Genomic DNA, 26,409 nt, shown 5'->3' on the forward strand with positions numbered 1-26,409 from the left:
TTTTCAATTCTTAGACGATAAGTCCTTTTTATTACACAATATTTTCACATGATACATAAAGACAATTAAAAGGAGGCGTTATTTATGGCAGTAACGGCGAGTATGGTAAAAGAACTACGTGAAAAAACAGGTGCTGGAATGATGGATTGTAAAAAAGCACTAACAGAAACAGGTGGCGACATGGAAAAGGCAGTTGATTTCCTGCGCGAAAAAGGAATTGCAAAAGCTGCTAAAAAAGCGGACCGTGTTGCAGCAGAAGGGTTAACAATTGTTAAATCTGAAGGCAATAAAGCGGTTATTGCTGAAATTAACTCTGAAACAGATTTCGTTGCTAAAAATGAAAACTTCCAAAAATTAGTTGGTGACCTAGCTGATTTTGTATTGAAAAATGAGCCTACTACTGTTGAAGAAGCACTTGGGCAAGAGTTTGCTCCTGGACAAACAGTCGAAGAGTTCATTAATTCATCTATTGCTAAAATCGGTGAAAAAATTTCATTACGTCGTTTTGTAGTAGTATCCAAAGCTGATGGTGATACTTTTGGTGAGTATTTGCATATGGGTGGGCGTATTGGTGTACTAACAATTCTAGAAGGCACATCTGATAGTGAATTAGCTAAAGATATTGCTATGCATATCGCTGCTATTAACCCGAAGTATGTATCGCGTGATCAAGTTGCTCAGGATGAAGTAGAGCGTGAACGCGAAGTATTAAAGCAACAAGCACTTAATGAAGGTAAGCCAGAAAATATTGTTGAAAAAATGGTTGAAGGCCGACTCGGAAAGTTCTTTGAACAAGTATGTTTAAATGATCAAGCATTTGTTAAAGATGGAGATCAAAAGGTAGGCAAATATGTAAAAGCAAAAGATGCTGAAGTAAAAGGTTTCATTCGCTATGAAGTTGGAGAAGGAATTGAGAAGCGTGAAGACAACTTCGCTGAAGAAGTTATGTCTCAAGTGAAAAAATAAAGATGAAGGGACACGAAGGTGTGTCCCTTTTTCACAAGAAGATGGTAAAACTTCAGGTTCGAGCGGAGGTCACTATGAAATCATATAATCGAGTAGTTTTAAAATTAAGCGGGGAAGCCCTAGCTGGTGATCAAGGGTATGGAATTGATCCATTGGTTATACAATCTATTGCCAAGCAAATTAAAGAAATTGTCGAATTAAATGTTGAAGTAGCTGTTGTAGTTGGTGGTGGAAACATTTGGCGAGGTATGGCAGGTAGTGCAAAAGGAATGGATCGTGCGACTGCTGACTATATGGGGATGCTTGCAACTGTCATGAATTCATTAGCATTACAAGATGGGCTTGAAGATATTGGGGTTGAAACGAGAGTTCAAACCTCGATTGAAATGCGTCAAGTAGCTGAACCGTATATACGTCGAAAGGCGATTCGTCATCTTGAAAAGAAACGTGTTGTTATTTTTGCTGCAGGGACAGGTAACCCTTATTTTTCTACTGATACAACTGCTGCATTACGTGCAGCTGAAATAGAGGCAGAAGTGATCCTTATGGCAAAAAATAAAGTCGATGGTGTTTATAGCGCAGATCCATCAGTCGATGCTTCCGCAAAAAAATATACAACGCTCTCCTTTATGGATGTGTTAAAAGAAGGTTTAGCTGTTATGGACTCAACAGCATCATCTCTTTGTATGGACAATGACATACCATTAATTGTCTTTTCGATTATGGAAGAAGGTAATATTAAAAAAGCCGTTACAGGTGAAGAAATTGGAACAATTGTCAGGGGGAATGAATAATGTCAAAGGAAATTATTAATGACGCGAAATCAAGGATGGAAAAGGCGATTGATTCGTTAAATAGAGATTTGGCTAAGCTTAGAGCCGGTCGAGCAAATCCTGCTCTCCTAGATCGAATAACAGTTGAGTACTACGGAGCTGAAACTCCGTTAAATCAGCTTGCAACGATTTCGGTACCAGAAGCGCGATTATTGACAATTCAACCATTTGATAAGTCTTCAATTGGTGAAATTGAGCGTGCAATTTTGAAATCTGAGTTAGGTTTAACACCTGCTAATGATGGATCTATTATTCGAATAACGATTCCACCATTAACAGAGGAGCGTCGTAAAGAATTAGTGAAAATGGTTAAGAAATCAGCTGAAGAGGCAAAGGTTGCTATTCGTAACGTACGTCGTGATGCAAATGATACACTGAAAAAAGGACAAAAGGATGGCGAGTTAACTGAAGATGATCTTCGTCGTTATACAGATGAAATGCAAAAATTAACAGATACGTATACAGCTAAGGTTGATGATGTTTCCGACCATAAAGAAAAAGAAATCATGGAAGTGTAAGATCGATCCATGTAAAATAGAGATTAAAGACCCTCTTTTTTATAGGGGGTTTTTCCACTTTCATCCTACCATATAACGAGTAAGTGTACAGTTATGTAAGATGTTGAACCTGCTGTAAGTAGATGGAGGGCGCTTAACATGCTTGATAGACTAACAAATTGGAGAACAAAACGTTCGAATGATGAAGATGAAATGCATTTATCAACGAATATACCGAAACACATTGCTATCATAATGGATGGAAACGGTCGTTGGGCAAAAAATAGAGGTTTACCGAGAATTGCTGGACACCGTGAAGGCATGAAGGTCATTAATAAAATTGTACGAAAAGCAAATGAGTTAGGTGTTGAAGTCTTAACACTTTACGCATTCTCAACGGAAAATTGGAAGCGTCCAAAAACAGAAGTTGATTTCTTAATGAAACTTCCCGAACGCTTCTTAGCGACTGAGTTACCACAATTAATGAAAGAAAATGTGAAAGTGCGTTTAATGGGAAGTATTAATGAATTACCAGAACATACAAAGAAGGCCGTTAACAAGGCCGTTGATCAAACCTCTGGTAATACCGGACTCATACTAAACTTTGCTTTAAATTACGGAAGTCGATTTGAGATAGCACTTGCGGTAAAAAAAATTAGTGAACAAGTTGAGCAAGGAATTATTAAGTCAGACGAAGTGAATGAGAATTTATTAACAGAGCATTTAATGACAGCTGAATTACGTGATCCAGATTTACTCATTCGTACGAGTGGAGAAATTCGATTAAGTAATTTTATGCTTTGGCAGGTTGCTTATAGTGAGTTTTGGTTTACGGAAGTATTGTGGCCGGATTTTAGTGAGCAGCATTTGGTTGAAGCGATCTTCGTCTATCAAAAACGTGCGAGAAGATACGGCGGTGTATAGAGAGGGGCGAGGTTTTGAAGCAGCGAATTATTACAGGAGTCATCGGTGGGGCATTATTTGTTAGCTTTGTCATCATTGGTGGTTGGTTGTTTTCACTTTTTATAACGATTGTCGCATCGATTGCAATGATTGAGCTTTTAAAGATGAAAAAGATCAGACCAATCTCGCTAATGGGTATTATAAGCTTACTTTCAATGTGGCTATTACTTGTACCAACAGTATGGTATGATCAAGTTATTCCATTTTCATTTACGAAAGTAGAAGTGTTTATCTTTGTGATTTTGGCTTTACTAATGTTTACGGTTCTTACAAAAAATACGTTTACATTTGATGAAGTTGGATTTGTAATCGTGTCATCGGTCTATGTTGGCTTTGGGTTTCACTACTTAATTGTAACAAGGGAAATACCAGATTTGGGTATGATGCTTGTTTTCTTTATTTTGTTCATTATTTGGACAACCGACTCTTCAGCGTATTTTGTTGGTCGCTCACTAGGTAAGCATAAATTATGGCCAGATATTAGTCCGAAGAAAACGATCGAAGGGTCGATTGGTGGAATTATTGGTGCGATATTAATAGGTTCTACGTTTCATTTTATATATCCGCTATTTTCCAGTTTTTATCTCGCTTTAGTTGTGATTATTGTCGCATCAGTATTGGGGCAATTAGGAGATCTAGTAGAATCAGCTTTAAAGCGTCATTATGCAGTAAAGGATTCTGGAAATGTATTACCTGGTCATGGTGGGATCTTAGATCGATTTGATAGTTTGATTTATGTGATGCCGATTTTACATTTGCTTCAGCTAATTTAAAATCATATCGTTTGTTTAGCAAGAAGAATCCTTGGAATAATGTAGGTGAAAAGATTGAAGCATATTAGCTTATTAGGTGCGACAGGTTCGATAGGGACACAAACTCTTGATGTAATTAGACAGTTTCCTAAACAATTCTCACTTGTAGCGATGTCAGTTGGACGAAATATTGATCTAGCAATTGAACAAATACATGAATTTAAACCGTCAGTTGTTTCGGTCATGTCAAAGACTGAATATGACAAGTTAGTTCATCAAGTTCCGAGTGATACAAAAATCGTTTGGGGGGATGAAGGACTAATTGAAGTTGCAACTATTTCGAAAGTGAGTATTGTCGTAAATGCTGTCATTGGCAGTGTAGGATTAGCGCCTACGTTAGCGGCGATTCGTGAAGGGAAAACAATAGCGATTGCGAATAAAGAAACTCTTGTGACAGCAGGTCATATTGTTACGAATGAAGCAAAACGTGCCAATGTTTCTTTACTGCCGGTTGATAGTGAGCATTCAGCTATTTTTCAAGCTTTACAAGGTGAACAAAGAAGTGAAATTGATAAGTTAATATTAACCGCTTCAGGTGGAAGCTTTAGAGATCGTTCTCGTTCTGATTTAAAAGGTGTAACCGTTCAAGAGGCTTTGCAGCATCCTAATTGGTCAATGGGAGCTAAGATTACAATTGACTCTGCCACGATGATGAACAAAGGGTTAGAGATTATTGAGGCACATTGGTTATTTGATATACCATACGAGAAGATTGATGTATTACTACATAAAGAAAGTATTATTCATTCAATGGTTGAATACATTGATGGAAGTGTCATTGCGCAATTAGGAACTCCTGATATGAAAGTACCGATTCAGTATGCGCTGACTTATCCAAATAGATTTCAAAATTTCACTAATGAACGACTAAAGCTATCAGAAATCGGACAATTACATTTTCAAGCGATGGATGTCGAACGCTATCGTTGTGTGGAATTCGCATATGAGGCAGGACGAATTGGCGGGACGATGCCGACGGTATTAAATGCAGCAAATGAAGTAGCGGTATCTCATTTTCTTCAAAACCGGTTGTCGTTTCTTGGGATTGAATCAGTCATAGAACAAGCTATGACTGAACATGAAGCGATTCAACAACCATCACTAGAAGAAATAGTAGCAGTAGATTTAGAAACACGTCAATTCATTAATACATTGATTAAATAAGAAAGGTGGTCGTCATTAGATGCAATCTATTCAAACGATTTTAGCGGTCATTGTTATTTTTGGCCTTCTCGTATCCATTCATGAATGGGGACACCTTTATTTTGCTAAACGTGCAGGAATACTTTGCCGTGAATTTGCTATTGGATTTGGACCGAAAATTTACTCTTTTAAAAAGAACGAAACGGTTTATACAATTAGACTCTTGCCGCTCGGTGGGTTTGTTCGAATGGCTGGTGAAGACCCCGAGATGATTCAAATTAAACCAGGATACGAGATTGGTTTAGTTTTTAATCAAAAAGGAAAAGTTTCCCAAATAATCATTAATAACAAATCAAAGCATCCTGAAGCACAAGTTGTGCAAGTTGAAAAGATAGATCTGGAAAAGCATCTAGTTGTAGAAGCTTATAACCAGGAGGAAGAACTTGTTCAATATGAAATTGATGAGAAAGCACACTACATTCAAGATGAACAAGCAACTCAAATTGCTCCGTGGAATCGTCAGTTTGGATCTAAATCAGTAGGTCAACGAGCGATGGCTATATTTGCAGGGCCATTGATGAATTTTGCCTTAGCGGTTGTTATTTTAATTGCTTATGCTTTATTGCAAGGTATGCCTGTTGATGAAGCAAGAATTGGCGATGTGACTAGTGATGGGGTAGCCATTTCAGCAGGGCTACAAAAAGATGATGTAGTCTTGTCTATTAATAATCATTCATTATCGACGTGGGAAGAAATGACATCGATCATTCAAGAACACCCAAATGAGGAGCTTATTTTTGAAGTAGAGCGTGAAGGTGAAACATTAACCATTCCTGTTGTTCCAGAAGCTAGAGAAGGACAGTTTGGAGAAAATGAAGGGTTTGTTGGTATTCGTGGTCCGACAGAATTCTCGATCGTCGGAGCTGTTCAATTTGGTTTCACTCAAACATACATGTTTGCTTCAATGATTTTTGAAGTGTTAGGAATGTTGTTTACTGGAGAATTCAAATTAGACTATGTTTCAGGCCCTGTCGGTATTTATAATTACACAGGTGAAGCGGCAGCACTAGGAATATTTGTGTTAATGCAATGGGCAGCTGCATTAAGTGTAAATTTAGGTATTATTAATTTATTGCCTTTACCAGCAATGGACGGTGGTCGATTGACGTTTATTGGATTAGAGGCTTTGCGTGGAAAGCCAATTGACCCACAGAAGGAAGGCTTTGTTCATTTTATTGGCTTTGTCTTATTAATGTTATTAGTTATTGTCGTAACATGGAATGATATAACGACGTTATTTATGTAGGAACGAACAAGTATCTAAATAGAAAGGAATTTGAAGGATGCGACAACGTACTTATTTATCACCTACACTTCGTGATATCCCAGCTGATGCGGAAATTAAAAGCCATCAATTGATGCTAAGAGCCGGGCTTATTAGGCAAACAGCTTCAGGAATTTACTCTTACTTACCTTTAGGCAAAAGAGTATTAAAAAAAGTAGAAGAGATTATTCGTAAAGAAATGGACGCAACTGGTGCACAGGAAGTATTAATGCCAGCTATTCAGCCGGCTGAGCTTTGGGAAGAATCAGGTCGCTTAGGGGCATACGGTCCTGAGCTTATGAGACTGCAAGATCGACATGAACGTGATTTTGTTCTTGGTGCTACTCATGAAGAAGTCATTACGTCTCTTGTGCGTGACGATATAAAGTCATACAAGAAACTCCCAGTAAATGTTTATCAAATTCAGACGAAATATCGTGACGAAAGACGACCTCGTTTTGGAGTTTTACGTTCACGTGAGTTTATCATGAAGGATGCTTATTCGTTTGATACAAGTAAAGAAGGCTTAGATGAAAGCTATAAAGCTATGTACGAAGCTTATAAGCGCATTTTTTCAAAATGCGGGCTTGATTTTAGAGCGGTTGAAGCAGACTCAGGGGCTATCGGTGGTACTGATACACATGAATTTATGGTGCTAAGTGAAATTGGTGAAGATACAATAGCTTATTCAGATGCATCAGATTTTGCTGCTAATATTGAAATTGCTCCAGTGAAAGCTGTGTCAGCAAACCATAATGAACAGCGAGTATTAGATGTTGAGAAGAAGGAAACTCCTAATGTAAAAACGATTGAAGAGGTTACGGCGTTTTTAAATGTAGATGCTACGCAAACGATTAAATCATTGTTGTTTATGATTGATGAAGAACCTGTGCTTATACTAGTACGTGGAGATCATGAAGTGAACGAAATTAAAATAAGTCATTTGTATCCTGGAGCTCAATCCATTGAATTGGCAACGATTGCTCAAACAAATGAATATTTAGGGTGTGAACCTGGATTTATCGGACCTCTGCAAGTTAAAGATATTACAATCATTGCCGATCATTCTGTTCAAACGATTGTAAATGGTATTTGTGGGGCGAATGATAAAGACTATCATTATATAAATGTGAATGTCGAGCGAGATGTTTCTGAGCTTAAGTATGCGGATATCCGTTTCATTCAAGAAGGTGATCCTTCACCAGATGGGAAAGGTACGATACGTTTTGCAAGAGGAATCGAAGTCGGCCATGTATTTAAGCTAGGAACGAAATATAGTGAAGCGCTAGGTGCTAGTTTTTTGAATGAGCAAGGTAAAGCAGAACCGATGATTATGGGTTGCTATGGCATTGGTGTTTCACGAACTGTTGCTGCTATTGTTGAGCAAAACCATGATGAAAATGGAATTGTGTGGCCAAAGGAAGTATCGCCATTTGATCTCCATTTAATTTCGATCAACATGAAAGATGATACACAAAGTCAACTAGGTGAACAGCTATATAGCCAGTTAAGAGAAATGAACTATGATGTGCTCTATGATGATCGCCCTGAGCGAGCTGGAGTCAAATTTAAAGATTCTGATTTATTTGGATTACCAATTCGAATTGCAATTGGAAAAAGAGCAGCTGAGCAAATAGTAGAAGTGAAAGTAAGAGCGACAGGCGAAATGTTAGAGGTCAAAATTGACGAACTAGAGTCAACAATAAAGCAATTAATAGAGAAATGATCGTTTTAGACTTTAGCATAAATTGTCGACAAAAACCCTGCTATAAAGTAATCTTATAGCAGGGTTTTTATATGAAAATGAACGTATGTTGAAATGGGGAGGATGAACGATGCCTGAGGAGCAGATTCGTAAAGAAAGGTTATTATTACTATTACAGCAAATACAACTTCCTGAACAGTTCATTCAACAACACTTCGAGAATGGGCTTATACGTAAACTTCAAATAGATAAAAAGAATCGCACATGGCATTTTTATATTGAGTTAAAAACGATCGTACCTTCTTCTGTCTATGAACTATTTTCAGTTCAATTAAAACAAGCATTTGAGCATATTGCAGCTGTAGAGTTTACGTTTATTTACGAGCAGAAGGAAATGTCTGAAGATGAGTGGATCGAATATTGGCCTTTCATTGTGACACAGGTACAAATGATTTCAGAGGGGATTAGACATTTACTAGCTAAGCAAGTTCCACGTTATGATGGTCGGCGACTTATGATTTCGGTTAGAAATGAAACAGAAGCTGTTGCTCTTAAGCGCAAAGTAACGGAACCATTGCAAGATGTCTTGGAAATGTTAAGCTTACCAATTGTCCAGCTTGAGACAAATGTTCAAGAATCAAAGCAGGAGTATGAGCAATTTGTCGAAAATCGCAAGAAGGAAGATCACTCTAAAGTGGTGGAGGCTATTTTAGAAAAGAAAAAACAAGAAGAACAAGTAGAGAAGAAAGTTAGCGATAAAAACCTCATGATTGGCTATTCAATTAAAGATGACCCTGTTTTGTTAGAAACTATCCGGGATGAAGAACGACGGATAACTGTACAAGGTTATGTATTTAATGCTGAGACGAGGGAATTGCGAAGCGGTAGAACGTTGTTAACATTTAAAATCACCGATTACTCTGATTCTATCTTAGTGAAAATGTTTTCTCGAGATAAGGAGGATGTTCCTTTATTACAAGCGATAAAAAAAGGAATGTGGGTAAAAGTAAGAGGTGGTGTTCAGAATGATACATTTGTTCGTGATTTAGTTATGATTGGTAATGATGTTAATCAGGTTGTCCCTAAAGAGAAGCAAGATACAGCGAAAGAAGATGAGAAGCGTGTGGAGCTTCATCTGCACACAACTATGAGCCAAATGGATGGAATCGTTTCAGCAGGTCGTTATGTTGAACAAGCTGCTAAATGGGGACATCAAGCAATTGCAGTCACCGATCATGGTGTTGTACAAGCCTTTCCAGAAGCTTATTCAGCAGGGAAGAAACATGGTGTTAAAGTACTATTTGGGATTGAAGCAAACTTAGTTGATGATGGAGTGCCAATTGCTTATAACGAAGCAGAGCGAAACCTGATGGAAGATGAATATGTCGTATTTGATGTTGAGACAACTGGCTTATCAGCTGTTTATAACACGATCATTGAATTAGCTGCAGTTAAGATAAAAGATGGGGAAATTATTGATCGGTTTGAGTCATTTGCAGACCCTCATGAACCATTGTCTAATACGATTATTGATTTAACAGGAATTACAGATGATATGGTTAAAGGCCAACCAGAAGTGGAAGAGGTACTTGAAAAGTTTAAAGCATTTGTGGGGAATGCCATTTTAGTCGCACATAATGCCAGCTTTGATATGGGCTTTCTTAATGTTGGCTACCGAAAGATGGGGTTAGGAGAAGTACCAAACCCTGTAATTGATACGTTAGAATTAGGACGATTTTTGTACCCAGAATTAAAAAATCACCGGTTGAATACGCTATGTAAGAAATTTGACATTGAATTAGTTAGTCATCACCGAGCGATTTATGATGCTGAGGCGACGGGGTATCTATTATGGAAAATGGTAAAAGACGCAAATGAGCGTCAGATTCATTCTCATCACCAGTTAAATGATCATATGGGACAAGGTAATGTTCAACGTCAAAGACCTTTCCATTGTATTATCCTTGCACAAACTCAAGAAGGGCTTAAAAATCTATATAAGCTTGTATCGATGTCACATGTCGATTACTTCTTTCGCACGCCAAGAATTCCTAGATCTCAGTTAAATAAGCTGCGAACTGGCTTGCTTATCGGTTCCGCGTGTGATAAAGGTGAAGTATTTGAAGGAATGATGCAAAAATCACCGCAAGAGGTAGAAGAAATTGCTACCTTCTATGATTATTTAGAAATTCAGCCATTAAGCAATTATGCACATTTAATTGAAAAGGAGCTAGTCAAAAATGATTCTGCTTTGCAAGAAATTGTGACAAACATTGTGAAACTTGGCGAGAAACTAAATAAGCCTGTTGTTGCTACTGGAAATGCTCATTACCTTGAAGAAAAAGATTATATTCATAGGAAGATCTTGATTGCCTCTCAAGGTGGGGCAAATCCATTAAACAAACAACAGCTACCTAAAGTCCACTTTAAAACGACCAATGAGATGCTAGAGGAGTTTCGGTTTCTTGGAGAAGATGGGGCGAAAAAAGCTGTCATAGAGGCATCACAACATATTGCAAACATGATCGAGGAGATTCATCCGATTCCTGATGACCTTTATACTCCAAAAATTGAGGGAGCCGATCAGGAAATGCGTGATATGAGTTACAATCGTGCTCGTAGTATTTACGGGGACACATTGCCTGAAATTGTAGAAAGCCGACTTGAAAAAGAATTGAAAAGTATCATTGGCCATGGGTTTGCGGTCATTTATTTAATCTCACAAAAATTAGTTAAAAAGTCGTTAAATGATGGCTATTTAGTTGGTTCTCGAGGTTCAGTTGGTTCATCATTTGTTGCAACAATGACAGAAATAACAGAAGTGAATCCATTACCGCCGCATTATGTTTGTCCTAAGTGTCATCACTCACATTTCTTTGACGATGGTTCAGTTGGTTCAGGGTTTGATTTACCAGATAAAGATTGTCCTGAGTGTGGAACGGCTTATATAAAAGATGGACAAGATATTCCATTTGAAACGTTCTTAGGTTTTAAAGGTGATAAAGTTCCTGATATTGATTTGAACTTTTCTGGTGCCTACCAACCGAGAGCTCACCATTATACAAAGGAACTATTCGGTGAGGAGTACGTATACCGTGCAGGGACAATTGGGACCGTTGCTGAGAAGACAGCATATGGTTATGTGAAAGGTTATCAAAGTGACTATAATTTAATGATGCGCGGAGCAGAAATTGATCGTCTTGTCTCAGGCTGTACTGGTGTAAAGCGAACAACAGGGCAACACCCAGGTGGTATTATTGTTGTACCAGATTATATGGATATACATGATTTTTGCCCGATTCAATTTCCAGCAGATGATAAAAATGCAGAATGGAAAACGACACATTTTGATTTTCACTCTATTCACGATAATCTTTTGAAGCTTGATATACTTGGTCATGATGACCCGACTGTTATTCGAATGTTACAAGATTTAAGTGGAATTGACCCGAAAACCATTCCTACCGATGATCCGGAGGTCATGAAAATCTTTAGTGGCCCTGATGTACTAGGAGTGACTGAAGATCAAATTATGTGTAAAACGGGTACTTTAGGAATACCGGAGTTTGGGACACGCTTTGTTCGACAAATGCTCGAAGAAACAAAACCAAGTACATTCTCGGAATTAGTCCAAATTTCTGGACTCTCACATGGAACAGATGTCTGGTTAAATAATGCGAATGAATTAATTTATGAGGGTATATGTGAGTTGAAAGACGTCATTGGTTGCCGGGATGATATTATGGTCTATTTAATTTACAAAGGGTTAGAACCATCACTTGCGTTTAAAATTATGGAATTTGTTCGTAAAGGGAAAGGCCTTCAACCCGAGTGGATTGAAGAAATGAAAAAGCATGATGTTCCAGATTGGTATATCGGTTCGTGCCAAAAGATTAAATACATGTTCCCGAAGGCACACGCTGCTGCTTATGTATTAATGGCAGTAAGGATCGCATATTTCAAAGTACATCATCCTATTCTTTACTATGCATCTTATTTCACCGTTAGAGCGGATGATTTTGATTTAGATACGATGATTAAAGGTTCAAATGCAATTAAAGCAAAGATTGAAGAAATCAACTTAAAAGGATTAGATGCTGCACCAAAGGAAAAGGCTGTACTAACCGTTCTTGAGCTAGCTCTTGAGATGTGTGAGCGAGGATTCTCATTCCAGAAGGTTGACCTCTATCGTTCTAGTGCAACGGAGTTTCAAGTAGAAGGAACGACATTATTGCCACCATTTAATGCGATGACAGGCGTAGGGACAAATGCTGCCTTAAATATTGAAAAGGCACGAGAAAATGGAGAGTTCCTATCTAAAGAAGATTTGCAGCAACGTGCAAAGTTAACGAAGACCGTATTAGAACACCTGGATGAACACGGTTGCTTGGGTGATATGCCAGATTCTAATCAATTGTCATTGTTTTAAATGATTCTTCTAACGATACGTTTGTTGAAAGGATTGCATTGACGTATAGAGTATGGTATTGTATTTATGGTAATACTTAGAATACATTCACGAGAAAGAGTGGGGGAAACCCACTCTTTCCTTTGTTCCATGGGATGAAATTGAACATGATAAATTGCTAAATTTTAATGAGGTTTTGTGAAATCACTTATAATAAGTGAGGAGTGAACCTTTTGGTTGCTGTTTAGCAAGGAGGTACTAATGAGTAAAAAGACAACTGAAATGGCTTCAGAATTGGTATCACCAATTCTTGATAGCCTACAATTGGAATTAGTTGATGTTGAATTTAAAAAAGAAGGACCAAATTGGTTTTTACGTGTGTTCATTGATTCTGACAGTGGAGTTGATCTAGAAGACTGTAGTAAAGTGAGTGAACATTTAAGTGAAAAGCTAGATGAGCTTGATCCAATTGAGCAAGCATACTTCTTAGAGGTTTCTTCACCAGGGGCCGAACGTCCTTTAAAAAAGGAAAAGGATTTTACGAAGGCAATTGGTAAGAATATTTATGTGAAGACATATGAACCTATTAAAGGTGCTAAAGAATTCGAAGGTCTTTTAACTTCATTTGATAATAGCACGCTAGAGCTTGAAGTGAAGGTTAAAACACGAACTAGCGCGGTTGAAATTCCGATTGATAAAGTAGCCAATGCAAGATTGGCGATTGTATTTTAAGCTCTTAATTTTGGAAGGGGGAAATAAACTCCATGAATAGTGAATTTATGGATGCACTAGTTACGTTAGAAAAAGAAAAAGGTATTAAAAAAGATGTTATTATTGAAGCTATTGAGGCTGCTCTTATTTCAGGGTATAAACGAAACTTTAATCAGGTACAAAATGTACGTGTCGATGTAAATCGAGAAAATGGTAGCATTCGTGTTTTTGCGCGCAAAACCGTCGTGGAAGAAGTATTTGATGCTAGGTTAGAAATCTCTTTAGATGAGGCTCAAAAAGTCAATCCAAACTATGAAGTCGATGATGTTGTGGAGATTGAAGTAACGCCAAAGGATTTCGGTCGAATTGCTGCACAAACGGCTAAACAAGTTGTTACACAACGTGTTCGGGAAGCTGAGCGAGGAATTATATATGCTGATTTCATCGATCGTGAAGAAGACATTATGACGGGGATCGTTCAAAGACAGGATCACCGCTTTATTTATGTCGACTTAGGAAAAGTCGAAGCGCTTCTTCCTTTAAATGAACAGATGCCAAATGAGTCGTATCGTCATAATGATCGTATAAAAGCTTATATTACGAAGGTCGAGAAGACAACAAAGGGACCGCAAATTCTTATATCACGTACACATCCAGGGCTTTTAAAGCGATTATTTGAACTAGAAGTTCCAGAAATCTATGATGGAACAGTTGAAATTAAATCGGTTTCTCGTGAAGCGGGTGATCGGTCAAAGATCGCAGTGCATGCTGATAATCCAGAGGTAGACCCAGTAGGCTCATGCGTAGGGCCAAGAGGACAACGTGTTCAAACGATCGTTAATGAATTAAAAGGTGAGAAGATTGATATTGTTCGTTGGTCTGAGGATCCTGTTGAGTATGTTGCGAATGCACTTAGCCCGTCAAAGGTTTTAAAGGTAAAAGTAAACGAAGAAGAGAAAATGACACAGGTTATTGTTCCTGATTATCAACTTTCATTAGCAATTGGGAAGCGAGGGCAAAATGCTCGCTTAGCAGCAAAGCTTACTGGTTGGAAAGTAGATATTAAAAGTGAATCTGATGCAAAGGAATTAGGTTTGTTTGATGAAGAAGGCTTTATCACTGTCAAAAATGATGAAGACGTATATAGTACAGACCAACCCTTTTAATAGAGGAGATGGTGGAAGATGAAGAAACGCAAGATTCCTCTTCGGAAATGCATTGTAACAAATGAAATGAAACCGAAGCAAGAACTGATTCGAATTGTTCGTTCACCAGAAGGAGAAGTCTCCATTGACCCTTCTGGCAAAAAAAATGGTCGTGGGGCGTACATCACAAACAGTGATGAATGTTTTGAGCTAGCTAAGAAGAAAGATGTCCTATCAAGGCACTTACAAGTTCATGTTGATTCTGATGTCTATGATCAACTTCAGCTTGCAAGTAAGAAAGGAAGGAAATAATGGCTAAATGGCTTTCGCTTTTAGGCTTAGCTGCAAGAGCCCGAAAACTTGTAACCGGTGAAGAACTTGTTCTAAGTGAGGTTAGAAGGTCGACTGCGAAGCTAGTATTAGTTGCACAAGATGGTTCAGACCTGACTAAAAAACGAATCATAAATAAATGTGAATATTACAATATCCCCATCCGACTCGTATCAAATCGAGTTGAACTTGGACAGTCTATTGGGAAGCCAGAAAGAGTTGTTGTCGCTGTAATGGATGGTGGTTTTGCGAAGAAATTAATCGCTCAAATAGATGAATGATGTTGGAGGGAAGTACATGAAGAAAATGCGAATATATGAATATGCTAAAGAGAAGAATGTAGCAAGTAAAGAAGTCATTACAAAGTTAAAAGAAAAAGGGTTTGAAGTTTCGAATCATATGTCTGTTCTTGACTCGAAAATGTTAGAGTCTCTCGAAGGGAAAAGTGAGAGTAACGAGTCGTCTAAAAAGGAAGACACAAAACAGAAGAAACAAGATAAGCCTAACCGTCCTGCGAATCAGAAGAACGGTCAGCATCAGCAGAAAAAAGGAAACACGAATAATAAAAAGAAGCCACAAAGAGGTCATCAAAACAAAGGCCATCAACAACAAGCAAAACAAAATCAGCAGTCGAAAGCACCTCAACCTCTTCCGGAGAAAATCACGTATCAAGAATCATTAACTGTAGGAGAATTAGCTGCTAAAATACACAAAGAACCATCTGAAATTATTAAGAAGTTAATGTTCTTAGGTGTAATGGCGACGATTAATCAAGATCTCGATAAAGATACGATTGAATTAATTGCTGGTGATTATGGGGTTGAGGTAGAGGAAGAAATTGTAATCGATGAAACCGACTTCGAAAGTATGATTGAAGAGGATAAAGAGGAAGACTTAGAAGAGAGACCACCAGTTGTGACTATTATGGGGCACGTTGACCATGGTAAGACAACTTTATTAGATTCTATTCGCCATACAAAAGTAACTGAAGGAGAAGCCGGTGGAATCACTCAGCATATTGGCGCATACCAAGTTGAATCAAACGGTAAGAAAGTAACATTTCTTGATACTCCTGGACATGCTGCCTTTACAACCATGCGTGCGCGTGGAGCACAAGTAACAGACATAACGATTCTAGTTGTTGCTGCTGATGATGGTGTTATGCCACAAACGAAAGAAGCGATTAGCCATGCGAAAGCAGCAGGAGTTCCGATTATTGTAGCAGTTAATAAGATTGATAAAGAGTCAGCTAATCCTGATCGTGTCATGCAAGAGCTTACAGAGTATGAACTTGTACCTGAAGCATGGGGAGGAGACACAATCTTTGTTAATGTCTCAGCCTTAGCGGGAACTGGTATTGATGAGCTACTAGAGATGATTTTGCTCGTTTCTGAAGTGGAGGAACTAAAAGCGAACCCTAATAAGCTTGGACGCGGAACTGTCATTGAGGCTGAACTAGATAAAGGTCGTGGTGCAGTTGCCACTTTACTCGTCCAAGCAGGGACATTAAAAGTAGGAGATCCAATTGTTGTTGGATCAGCTTTTGGTCGTGTTCGAGCTATGGTAAATGATCTTGGTCGTCGAGTGAAGCAAGTCGGACCTTCCACACCAGTTGAAATTACCGGTTTAAATGAAGTGCCACTTGCGGGAGACCAATTCCAAGCATTTGAAGATGAAAGGAAAGCGCGTCAAATCGGTGAGGTTCGAATGAGCCGTCAGCGTGAAGCAAACCTTGCGTCTAGTTCAAAAGTGAGCCTGGATGATTTATTTGATCAAATTCAGCAAGGTGAGGTAAAGGAAATCAATATTATCATCAAAGCTGACGTACAGGGCTCTGTTGAAGCGATGAGAGGTTCACTTGAGAAAATTGAAGTGGACGGTGTGAAAGTAAAAATTATTCATACAGGTGTTGGAGCGATTAATGAATACGATGTGATGTTAGCCTCTGCCTCAAATGCAATTGTGATTGGCTTTAACGTTAGACCAGACGTAAATGCAAAACGCACAGCAGACTCAGAAAAGGTAGATGTGCGCCTACACCGTGTTATTTATAATGCAATCGATGAAATAGAAGCAGCTATGAAGGGGCTTCTTGATCCTGAATATGAAGAAAAAGTCATTGGTCAGGTTGAAGTTCGAACAACATTTAAAGTTTCTAAAGTTGGAACGATTGCCGGTTCCTATGTCACTGATGGAAAAGTAACTAGGGATTCAACCGTTCGTCTTATTCGTGATGGCATTGTCATTTATGAAGGTGAAATCAATGCTCTAAAGCGTTTCAAAGATGATGCAAAGGAAGTTTCTGCTGGGTATGAGTGCGGGATTACGCTTGAGAACTTTAATGACATTAAAGAAGGTGATGTCATCGAAGCGTACGTTATGCAAGAAATTGAACGGTAATGGTTATCGGCTCAGTACGCTTAGAGCTCCTTATATATGATGTGCAATCGTTAAAAGAAAAGCGTTCTATCATTAAAAGTGTACAATCAAAATTAAAGCAAAAATACAACCTGTCAGTAGCAGAAGTAGGTCATCACGATGTTTGGCAGCGCGCTGAACTTGGGATTGTGACTGTGTCAATGAATAAAAAAGTATGTGAACGAGAACTGCAACGGGCATTGGCGCTGATTGACTCTATACCTGCTATTGAACGAACTGTGATGACCTTTGAATGGTTGTAGGCTTATAGGAGTGAAAAAACATGGGTAATGTTCGATCGCATCGTGTTGGTGAGCAAATTAAAAAAGAGTTAAGCGACATTATTATGCGAGAAGTGAAAGATCCTCGTGTGAAGTTTGTTACGGTTACGGGAGTAGATGTAACGGGTGATTTACAACAAGCGAAAGTGTTTATTACAGCACTTGGTAATGAAGAAGAAAAAGAGGCAACGATACAAGGGTTATCAAAAGCGAGGGGCTTTATCCGTACTGAAATTGGAAAGCGAATTCGTTTGCGAAAAACTCCAGAGCTTCTGTTTGAGTTTGATGAGTCAATCGAATATGGTAATCGCATTGAGACGCTTTTACAAGATGTAAATCGCAAAGATCATTAATATGTAGGAGGATAGAGGAGGTTTCCGTCTATCCTCTTTTACGGTTTAAGTGGAGGTTATTGTATGGAACAAAGCGGAATTCTTGTATTACATAAGCCAAGAGGCTATACTTCACATGATTGTGTCATGAAAATAAGAAGAATTTTTCAAACAAAAAAAGTGGGGCATACAGGGACTTTAGATCCGGATGTTAATGGTGTTTTGCCTATTTGTATTGGTAAGGGAACGAAAGTTGTTGAATATATGTCAGGATATGAGAAGGAGTACAATGCTGAGCTGACGATCGGTTATTCCACAACGACAGAAGATCGAAGTGGTGATATTTTAGAAAGTCAGGCTGTTACTGAAACATGGACAAAAAAGGAAATGGAGACCGTTCTCGATGAATTTGTTGGTCATATTGTTCAAGTTCCTCCGATGTACTCAGCTGTGAAAGTGAACGGTAAACGATTATATGCGTATGCTAGAGAAGGAAAAGTGATCGAGCGTCCGAAACGTCATGTACAGATTAAACGATTACAGCTAATATCTGATGTCGAGCACAAAAACAATCAAGTTTTATTTCGATTCAATGTTTTATGCAGTAAAGGTACATACGTGAGAACACTAGCGGTTGATATTGGAAAACGTTTAGGGTATCCAGCTCATATGTCTGATCTCGTTCGAATCGGGGCAGGACCTTATAAATTAGAGGACAGTTTTACATTTGAGCAATTAGAATCTTTAAAGGAAAAAGGAAGCCTTCATACCGTTTTGCAGCCTTTTGAAACGGCTATTAACCATTTTCCAAAAGTAGTTGTTGCTACCGAAGTGGAACCATTGATAAAAAATGGAGCTGTAATACCTTTTGATCACAAATGGTCACGCTTTTCCGTTTATAATGAAGCAGGAGAGTGTTTAGCTATTTACAAAGAACATCCTGAAAAAGAAGGTAAGTACAAGCCAGAGAAAATGTTCTGGATAGGTGGACAGCCTTTGCAGTGAAGAGAAGAGGTGAATAGATGGAAACGATTTTTATAAAGCATCCGATTGAGGCAAATGAATATAAACAACGTACAGTTATGGCTTTAGGTTTTTTTGATGGTGTTCATAAAGGGCATCAGCTTGTCATTGAGCAGGCAAAGAGTGAGGCGAATGCGAGTGGTGTACCTTTATCTGTTATGACCTTTTATCCACATCCTTTAGAAGTATTAAGGCCTGATAACGAACGGATGCACGTTATTACATCGTTGCCGGACAAAATGAAGTATTTAGAACAGCTAGGTGTCGATTATTTATACGTAATAGAATTTTCGATTCCATTTTCACGCCTTACTCCTCAACAGTTTGTTGATGATTATTTACGATCTTTAGAAGTCATTCATGTGGTGGCTGGCTTTGATTTCACATACGGAGCAATGGGTAAAGGAAACATGAAAACATTGATCGATCATGCTCAAGGCCAATTTAATTTGACAACTGTTGATAAGCTTAGTGAGAATAACGAAAAAGTTAGTTCAACACGAATACGTAAATTAATTGTCGATGGGGAGATTGAACATGCCGCTCACCTACTATCACGAGCTTATGTGATAAAAGGGACTGTAAGTGATGGGGAAAAAAGAGGCCGTCAAATTGGGTTCCCTACTGCTAATATTGCGATAAGGGAGCCTTATACAATTCCGAAGGTCGGTGTTTATGCAGTAGAGTTCATAGTCGATCAAAAAAAGCATGAAGGCGTCTGTAATATTGGATATAAACCGACTTTTCATGCTGAGCGTGAAAAGCCATCAATTGAAGTTCATATATTTAATTTTGACCAGTCGATATACGGAAAAGAAGTAGAGGTAAGATGGTTAAAACGAATTAGAGATGAGCAAAAATTTTCTAATGTTAATGAGTTAGTAAGTCAAATTACTAAAGATAAACAGACAGCAAAAGCCTTTTTTGCAAATCGATAATATTATGGGGAATTAGTGTTGTTTTAAGAATAGGAAGGTTGGTTAATTTAGTGTTTGTGCTTGCAATCTAAAGGTTGAAAGGTTACACTATATATGTACGTATGTACAATCCGTTTCTTGGCATACCGACTCACCGACGGTTGCTAGGGAATAGGAGATTATTGAGAAGGAGGTGGATAGGATGGCATTAACTCAAGAGCGTAAAAATGAACTGATTGCGGAGTTCAAAACGCACGATACGGACACTGGTTCTCCAGAAGTTCAAGTAGCTATCCTTACTGAGCAAATCAACACATTAAATGAGCACTTACGTACTCATAAGAAGGATCACCATTCACGTCGTGGTCTTTTAAAGATGGTTGGTCAACGTCGTAATCTTTTAACTTACTTACGTAAGAAAGATGTTACACGTTATCGTAACCTAGTTGACAAGCTTGGTTTACGTCGATAGTTATGTCAGAAAGCGGGAGTGTTCCCGCTTTTTTCTTAGTATTTCAGCTTTTATGTTAAAAGTGGCTAGGGAAAAGAAATGAATACATATGTTCTAGTATGGGATTGAACCCTTCCCTTATAAAATGATGTTTGGAAGGTTATAATAAATGTATTGATATTGGTGTACGAGAGGAGTACGCGTAAATGGAACAAACGAATCATGTATTTACAATGGATTGGGCTGGTCGGACTTTAACAGTTGAGACTGGACAATTGGCCAAGCAAGCAAATGGAGCAGTACTTGTAAGGTATGGAGACTCTGCGGTGTTATCGACAGCGACAGCTTCAAAGGAACCTAAAGATTTACCTTTTTTTCCCTTGACGGTAAATTATGAAGAACGTTTATATGCAGCTGGTAAAATCCCAGGTGGTTTTATTAAACGTGAAGGTCGTCCGAGTGAGCGAGCGATCCTAACGAGTCGTCTAATTGATAGACCGATTCGCCCACTTTTTCAAGATGGATTTCGTAATGAAGTTCAAGTCATTAGTATTGTGATGAGCTCTGATACGAATGCTTCATCTGAAATGGCGGCTATGATCGGATCATCATTAGCTCTATCTGTATCAGACATCCCATTTGAAGGGCCAATTGCCGGTGTGACGATAGGTCGATTAGATGGAGAATTTATTATTAATCCAACAACGGAGCAACTTGAGAACAGCGATATTGATTTAGTTGTAGCTGGAACGAAAGATGCGATTAATATGGTTGAAGCAGGAGCAAAGGAAGTATCGGAAGAAGCCATGCTTGAAGCGATCATGTTTGGCCATGATGAAATTAAGAAATTAATTACATTTCAAGAGGAAATTGTAGAAGCTGTTGGAAAAGAGAAGATGGAAGTCACCTTAAAAACGATTGATACTGAATTGGAGCAAGAGGTTCGGTCGATAGCTGAGGCAGAGTTAAAAGCTGCTGTACAAGTTCAAGAGAAACATGCTAGAGCTGAGGCGATTGATTCAATTAGTAATCGTGTTAAGGAATCATTTGCTGAGCGTGAAGACATTAAATTAGATGATGTGAGTGAAACGCTACACAAAATTGTGAAGGAAGAAGTACGCCGATTAATTACGGTTGAAAAAGTACGTCCAGATGGTCGTCAAGTGGATGAAATTCGGCCTCTATCATCACAGGTGAAACTTCTACCAAGAACTCATGGATCTGGCTTGTTTACACGTGGACAAACTCAGGCATTAAGTATTTGTACGTTAGGTCCTTTAGGAGATGTTCAAATCTTAGATGGACTTGGTATAGAAGAATCAAAGCGCTTCATGCATCATTACAATTTCCCACAATTTAGTGTTGGTGAAACAGGTCCAATCCGTGGTCCTGGTAGACGTGAAATTGGACATGGCGCACTCGGTGAACGTGCTTTGGAGCCGGTTATTCCTAATGAAGCTACGTTCCCTTATACAGTTCGACTCGTATCTGAAGTATTAGAATCAAATGGCTCAACATCTCAAGCGAGCATTTGTGCAAGTACGCTTGCGATGATGGATGCAGGTGTACCAATTAAAGCACCTGTTGCCGGGATTGCGATGGGACTTGTGAAACAGGATGAATATGTCACAGTTTTGACGGATATTCAAGGTATGGAAGATGCTTTAGGTGACATGGATTTCAAAGTAGCCGGAACAAAAGAGGGTGTAACCGCTCTGCAGATGGATATTAAAATTGCTGGTATTAACCGCGAAATTCTTGAAGAAGCATTAGCACAAGCTAAAAAAGGTCGTCTTGTTATTCTTGATAACATGCTAAGTGCAATTGGCGAGTTCCGACAAGAGCTATCGACATATGCTCCTAAAATCTTGACGATGCAAATTAACGCTGATAAGATTCGTGATGTTATTGGTCCAAGTGGAAAAGTAATCAATAAAATCATTGAAGAAACAGGAGTTAAAATTGACATTGAACAAGATGGAAAAGTGTATATTTCATCTGTTGATATGGAGATGAATCAAAAAGCAAAGACAATTATTGAAGATCTCGTTCGCGAAGTTGAGGTTGGACAAACGTACCTCGGAAAAGTAAAACGTATTGAGAAATTCGGTGCTTTTGTTGAATTGTTCAAAGGAAAAGATGGACTTGTTCATATATCACAGCTTGCGGAGGAACGAATAAATAAAGTTGAAGATGTTGTAAAAATCGGTGATGAAATCTTGGTTAAAGTGACAGAAATTGATAATCAAGGTAGAGTCAACCTTTCAAGAAAAGTGGTATTAAAAGAACAAAAACAAGATCAGTAATGATGTTCGGGGATTGGGGGTAAAGCCTAGTCCCCCTTTTTGTTCTAACCTGTCCCTCTCTTGCATAATATCGGATGAGAGGAGGCAAAGGATATGGGGAAAAAGTTCATTCATATTTGTACATTTGCAATCGTTATTTTGTTATCATTTAGTATCGTTCAAAATCCATTCTCAACTCATTATTTGCATACCTTAAAATATGAATCTGAAGCAGTTTTAAATGAACAAGATCCACTGTACAAACAAATTATGGCTAGTGCAAAGGAATATGAAGAGCCTGCGATAGATGCACGGATTGATCGAGTTTGGAAAGCAATACCGGGATATAATGGAATACGTGTTGATATAGATGCTACATATGAAAAAGTAAAAGATGACATGCAATTTGATGAGCGCAAAATCGTTTTTGAAGAAGTAGCTCCGTCTATCCATTTAGACGATCTTCCACCTGCTGCAATTTATAAGGGGAACGAAGAAAAACCGATGGTTGCTTTTCTCATTAATGTAGCTTGGGGAAATGAATACATTCCAGAAATGCTGAAAACGTTAAAAAAACATAATATTCATGTAACGTTTTTCTTAGATGGCTCATGGGTTAAGAAAAACCCACAATTAGCAAAAATGCTTATTGAAGAAGGGCATGAAATCGGCAATCATGCGTATTCCCATCCTGATATGAGTAAATTGACGAAAGAACGGGTAGATGAAGAATTGGAAAGAACAAATAAAGCAATTGAAGCGGCATTAGAAGTGACACCGAAATGGTTTGCTCCTCCAAGCGGAAGCTATAATCAAGCAGTCGTTGATCGTGCTGAACAATTTGGAATGAAAACCGTTATGTGGTCAGTTGATACTATAGATTGGCGTAATCCATCAGTAGAAGAAATGGTTCAACGAGTAACGAATAAACTGCACCCTGGTGCGATGATACTCATGCACCCAACTGAATCAGCTGCTGGAGGCTTAGAACAGCTTATATTAAACAGCAAAGAAAAAGGATTTAAAGTAGGTACGGTTTCAGATTTACTATCAGAAAAAAGGGTATTACTAAATACGTTTGACGAAAATAGGAGGATCACGAATGGTCAAGACAATTAAATTAGACAACGGTGTTCGTATTGTATCTGAGCATATTCCATCTGTCCGTTCTATTTCAATAGGAATATGGGTAGGTACAGGGTCCAGATTTGAAAAGGAAAATGAAAATGGGATTTCTCATTTTATAGAACATATGCTGTTTAAAGGAACAAAGACAAGGTCAGCTGCCGATATTGCAGAAGAATTTGATCGTATTGGTGGTCAAGTCAATGCATTTACGTCAAAGGAATATACCTGTTATTATGCGAAGGTTTTGGATACACATTCGAAGGTAGCGGTTGATGTACTCTCCGATATGTTTTTTCATTCAGTCTTTGCAGAGGATGAATTAGAAAAAGAAAAGAATGTTGTATTTGAAGAAATTAAGATGGTTGACGATACTCCAGATGATATCGTGCATGATTTGTTAAGTGAAGCTAGCTATGGAAATCATTCATTAGGATATCCGATTTTAGGAACAGTTCAAACATTGGGAGAATTCAATGAAAGTCATTTAAGAGATTACATGAATCAATATTATACAGGGGATTATGTTGTCATATCAGTAGCTGGAAATATTACTGATGATTTAATGGAACAATTAACGAATACATTTGCAAAGGTTAAAAAAACCCCCAACAAGCCTATATTAAACAGCCCAGTCTTTTCACCTAATCATGTTGTTCGTAAGAAGGATACAGAGCAAGCTCATATTTGTCTTGGGTATCCAGGCTTACCAATTGGACACGATGATGTGTATGGGCTGATTGTGTTGAATAATTACTTAGGCGGAAGTATGAGTAGTCGCCTATTTCAAGAAATTAGAGAGAAGAGAGGGCTATGTTATTCCGTTTTCTCATACCATTCTTCGTATTGTGACAGTGGATTACTAACTGTTTACGCTGGAACGGGTCATCAGCAGTTAAATGATTTAGCAGAAGCGATTCAATTAACGATATCAGAACTTGCGGAGAAAGGATTATCTGAACAGGAACTGAAATATGGAAAAGAGCAATTAAAAGGAAACATCATGCTAAGCTTAGAGAGCACAAATAGTAGAATGAGTCGGAATGGGAAGAATGAATTGTTATTAAATCAACATCGTTCACTTGATGAAATGATTAAAGAGATTGATCGAGTAGAATTAAACACAGTAAATCAATTAGCTTCATCGATTTTAACAAAAAATCCATCGATTTCACTTATTCAACAAAATGAATCGATTCCAAGCATATTTCAATAGTTCCATGAAAGGGCACTTGAAAAGTGAAAAAAACAAACTTTTTCAGTGCCCTTAGCGAGGTGGTCTTTTTTTGATTCATCGTTCATATGGTGTACAAAACATCGATAAGGAGGATGGAGATGAGGTTAAGCGAAATTAGTAATAAAGAAATCATTGATTTTCAAAAAGGAGAACGGTTAGGTATATTAGGGCAAACTGATTTACAAATTGACGAAGAGACAGGAGAAATACAAGCTTTTATTATTCCAACGATGAAATGGTTTGGATTCGGAAAGAAGGATAAAGAGTATACTGTTTATTGGAAACAAATTAAAAAGATTGGTGAAGACATGATCATTATTGAATTAGAAGCAAATTCAGATGAAATGATGTAGTCTTAATCATGAAAGCTCGCCATACTGGCGGGTTTTTTTTGTTCAGAAATAAAGAAAAAAATACAATAGGCATTGTGGTCGATTGGAGTAGATCTTACGAGAAAAGTCTAGAATGATTTTCTTTATTTGCTCATCTTCTATTCATTCACCTATTATTCCATTAGTTCATATGATGTGGTATATCGGTGTTGTTCTCGTCTTGCGTTTGATTTGTGTGGCAGATGCGTATAGAGAAGTGTTGTTTGTGAAAGGAGAACAGAGTTTTCATGTTAACAAATAAACATATTGTTCTGCTCGGTGGAGACGCCCGTCAAATTGAAATTATTCACAAGTTATCAAGTTTAGATGCACAATTAACTTTAGTTGGGTTTGATCAATTGAATGATGGGTATATTGGTGCGACTAAAGAAGTAATTGAACACGTTGATTGGTCAAAAACGGATGCCATCATTTTGCCGGTAAGTGGTATGAGTGTAGATGGACATATCGATACGATTTTCTCGAATGAACCGATCATATTTAAAGAAGAATTTTTACTTGAAACACCTGAGCATTGTGTTATTTACACAGGAATAAGCAATGACACGTTAGATTCGATCGTGAGTTCGTGTGATAGGTCATTAGTAAAGCTAATGGAACGTGACGATGTAGCTATATACAATTCGATCCCCACTGCAGAAGGAACTGTCATGATGGCTATTCAGCATACGGATATGACCGTGCATCGTTCCAACATTGCTGTTCTTGGATTAGGGAGAATCGGTATGTCGTTAGCACGAACATTTGCGGCATTAGGAGCTAAAGTGAAGGTCGGAGCGAATGATCCTGCACAAATTGCGAGAATTACAGAAATGGGATTGGAACCATTTCATACGAATCAAATCATTGAACATGTAAAGGATGTTGACATTGTGATCAACACCGTACCAAGTATGATTTTAACGGCAAAAGTATTAATGGGGATGAAGTTACATGCTCTCATCATTGATCTTGCATCAAAACCAGGGGGAACTGATTTTAGGTTTGCCGAGAAGCGCGGAATAAAAGCACTGCTAGCTCCAGGCTTGCCTGGAATTGTCGCTCCTAAAACAGCTGGTCAAATTCTTGCTGCTGTTTTAGCGGATTTGTTAGCGGAGAATTAAGAGTTGAA

Annotated in this window: 24 protein-coding genes; all 24 read left to right on the top strand. The window is 38.2% G+C overall.

Going from position 1 to position 26,409, the window contains the following annotated elements:
* The first annotated feature begins 84 nt into the window (after positions 1–84).
* The 24 genes from tsf (at position 85) to dpaA (ending at position 26,401) form a co-directional block, all read left to right on the top strand.
* A complete protein-coding gene (gene tsf / locus MW695_RS05260) occupies positions 85–966 on the top strand; it encodes a translation elongation factor Ts (protein WP_247104000.1) in 882 nt (293 codons plus the stop codon).
* Positions 967–1,040: 74 nt separating this feature from the next.
* The gene (gene pyrH, locus MW695_RS05265) at positions 1,041–1,760 is read left to right on the top strand and encodes a UMP kinase (protein ID WP_247104001.1); all 720 of its coding nucleotides are present in this window, start codon (positions 1,041–1,043) and stop codon (positions 1,758–1,760) included.
* Positions 1,760–2,317: a ribosome recycling factor gene (gene frr, locus MW695_RS05270; protein ID WP_247104002.1), complete on the top strand. Its 558-nt coding sequence runs from the start codon at positions 1,760–1,762 to the stop codon at positions 2,315–2,317. Before pyrH ends, frr begins: the two co-directional genes overlap by 1 nt.
* A gap of 138 nt (positions 2,318–2,455) precedes the next feature.
* Positions 2,456–3,220: an undecaprenyl pyrophosphate synthase gene (locus MW695_RS05275; RefSeq protein ID WP_260505860.1), complete on the top strand. Its 765-nt coding sequence runs from the start codon at positions 2,456–2,458 to the stop codon at positions 3,218–3,220.
* A 14-nt stretch (positions 3,221–3,234) separates the two neighbouring features.
* Complete coding sequence (locus MW695_RS05280; RefSeq protein ID WP_247104003.1) at positions 3,235–4,032, top strand: phosphatidate cytidylyltransferase; 798 nt, start codon at positions 3,235–3,237, stop codon at positions 4,030–4,032.
* Positions 4,033–4,086: 54 nt separating this feature from the next.
* Positions 4,087–5,235: a 1-deoxy-D-xylulose-5-phosphate reductoisomerase gene (locus tag MW695_RS05285; protein WP_247104149.1), complete on the top strand. Its 1,149-nt coding sequence runs from the start codon at positions 4,087–4,089 to the stop codon at positions 5,233–5,235.
* Positions 5,236–5,263: 28 nt separating this feature from the next.
* Positions 5,264–6,520, top strand: a complete 1,257-nt coding sequence (rseP, locus tag MW695_RS05290) for an RIP metalloprotease RseP (protein WP_247104150.1) — start codon at positions 5,264–5,266, stop codon at positions 6,518–6,520.
* A gap of 37 nt (positions 6,521–6,557) precedes the next feature.
* Positions 6,558–8,264 (top strand): proline--tRNA ligase, encoded by a 1,707-nt coding sequence (locus MW695_RS05295; protein WP_247104004.1) that lies wholly within the window; start codon positions 6,558–6,560, stop codon positions 8,262–8,264.
* Positions 8,265–8,373: 109 nt separating this feature from the next.
* Positions 8,374–12,672, top strand: a complete 4,299-nt coding sequence (locus tag MW695_RS05300) for a PolC-type DNA polymerase III (protein ID WP_247104005.1) — start codon at positions 8,374–8,376, stop codon at positions 12,670–12,672.
* A gap of 240 nt (positions 12,673–12,912) precedes the next feature.
* A complete protein-coding gene (gene rimP, locus MW695_RS05305; protein WP_247104006.1) occupies positions 12,913–13,383 on the top strand; it encodes a ribosome maturation factor RimP in 471 nt (156 codons plus the stop codon).
* 32 nt (positions 13,384–13,415) lie between these two features.
* Positions 13,416–14,528 (top strand): transcription termination factor NusA, encoded by a 1,113-nt coding sequence (gene nusA / locus MW695_RS05310; protein ID WP_247104007.1) that lies wholly within the window; start codon positions 13,416–13,418, stop codon positions 14,526–14,528.
* 18 nt (positions 14,529–14,546) lie between these two features.
* Complete coding sequence (gene rnpM / locus MW695_RS05315; protein WP_247104009.1) at positions 14,547–14,819, top strand: RNase P modulator RnpM; 273 nt, start codon at positions 14,547–14,549, stop codon at positions 14,817–14,819.
* Entirely contained in the window at positions 14,819–15,118 is a 300-nt protein-coding gene (locus MW695_RS05320) for a YlxQ family RNA-binding protein (protein ID WP_247104010.1), read from the top strand. Before rnpM ends, MW695_RS05320 begins: the two co-directional genes overlap by 1 nt.
* A 16-nt stretch (positions 15,119–15,134) precedes the next feature.
* The gene (gene infB, locus MW695_RS05325; RefSeq protein WP_247104011.1) at positions 15,135–17,237 is read left to right on the top strand and encodes a translation initiation factor IF-2; all 2,103 of its coding nucleotides are present in this window, start codon (positions 15,135–15,137) and stop codon (positions 17,235–17,237) included.
* Complete coding sequence (locus MW695_RS05330) at positions 17,237–17,518, top strand: DUF503 domain-containing protein (protein WP_247104012.1); 282 nt, start codon at positions 17,237–17,239, stop codon at positions 17,516–17,518. Before infB ends, MW695_RS05330 begins: the two co-directional genes overlap by 1 nt.
* Positions 17,519–17,538: 20 nt before the next feature.
* Positions 17,539–17,889, top strand: a complete 351-nt coding sequence (gene rbfA / locus MW695_RS05335; RefSeq protein WP_247104013.1) for a 30S ribosome-binding factor RbfA — start codon at positions 17,539–17,541, stop codon at positions 17,887–17,889.
* 63 nt (positions 17,890–17,952) lie between these two features.
* A complete protein-coding gene (truB, locus tag MW695_RS05340; protein WP_247104014.1) occupies positions 17,953–18,873 on the top strand; it encodes a tRNA pseudouridine(55) synthase TruB in 921 nt (306 codons plus the stop codon).
* 17 nt (positions 18,874–18,890) lie between these two features.
* Positions 18,891–19,829: a riboflavin biosynthesis protein RibF gene (gene ribF / locus MW695_RS05345; RefSeq protein ID WP_247104015.1), complete on the top strand. Its 939-nt coding sequence runs from the start codon at positions 18,891–18,893 to the stop codon at positions 19,827–19,829.
* A gap of 181 nt (positions 19,830–20,010) precedes the next feature.
* Positions 20,011–20,280 (top strand): 30S ribosomal protein S15, encoded by a 270-nt coding sequence (rpsO, locus tag MW695_RS05350; RefSeq protein WP_035340672.1) that lies wholly within the window; start codon positions 20,011–20,013, stop codon positions 20,278–20,280.
* A 185-nt stretch (positions 20,281–20,465) separates the two neighbouring features.
* Positions 20,466–22,565 (top strand): polyribonucleotide nucleotidyltransferase, encoded by a 2,100-nt coding sequence (gene pnp / locus MW695_RS05355; protein WP_247104016.1) that lies wholly within the window; start codon positions 20,466–20,468, stop codon positions 22,563–22,565.
* A 93-nt stretch (positions 22,566–22,658) separates the two neighbouring features.
* Positions 22,659–23,663, top strand: coding sequence for a polysaccharide deacetylase family protein (locus MW695_RS05360; RefSeq protein WP_247104017.1), 1,005 nt, complete (start codon positions 22,659–22,661; stop codon positions 23,661–23,663).
* Positions 23,647–24,885 carry a M16 family metallopeptidase gene (locus MW695_RS05365; RefSeq protein ID WP_247104018.1) on the top strand — a complete coding sequence of 413 codons (1,239 nt, stop codon included), beginning with the start codon at positions 23,647–23,649 and terminating at the stop codon, positions 24,883–24,885. Before MW695_RS05360 ends, MW695_RS05365 begins: the two co-directional genes overlap by 17 nt.
* A gap of 119 nt (positions 24,886–25,004) precedes the next feature.
* Positions 25,005–25,259 carry a YlmC/YmxH family sporulation protein gene (locus MW695_RS05370; protein WP_247104019.1) on the top strand — a complete coding sequence of 85 codons (255 nt, stop codon included), beginning with the start codon at positions 25,005–25,007 and terminating at the stop codon, positions 25,257–25,259.
* A gap of 266 nt (positions 25,260–25,525) precedes the next feature.
* Positions 25,526–26,401, top strand: a complete 876-nt coding sequence (dpaA, locus tag MW695_RS05375) for a dipicolinic acid synthetase subunit A (protein WP_247104021.1) — start codon at positions 25,526–25,528, stop codon at positions 26,399–26,401.
* Positions 26,402–26,409 lie beyond the last annotated feature (8 nt).

This window comes from Halalkalibacter sp. APA_J-10(15) (genome assembly GCF_023017105.1).
Lineage (GTDB): Bacteria > Bacillota > Bacilli > Bacillales > Bacillaceae_D > Halalkalibacter.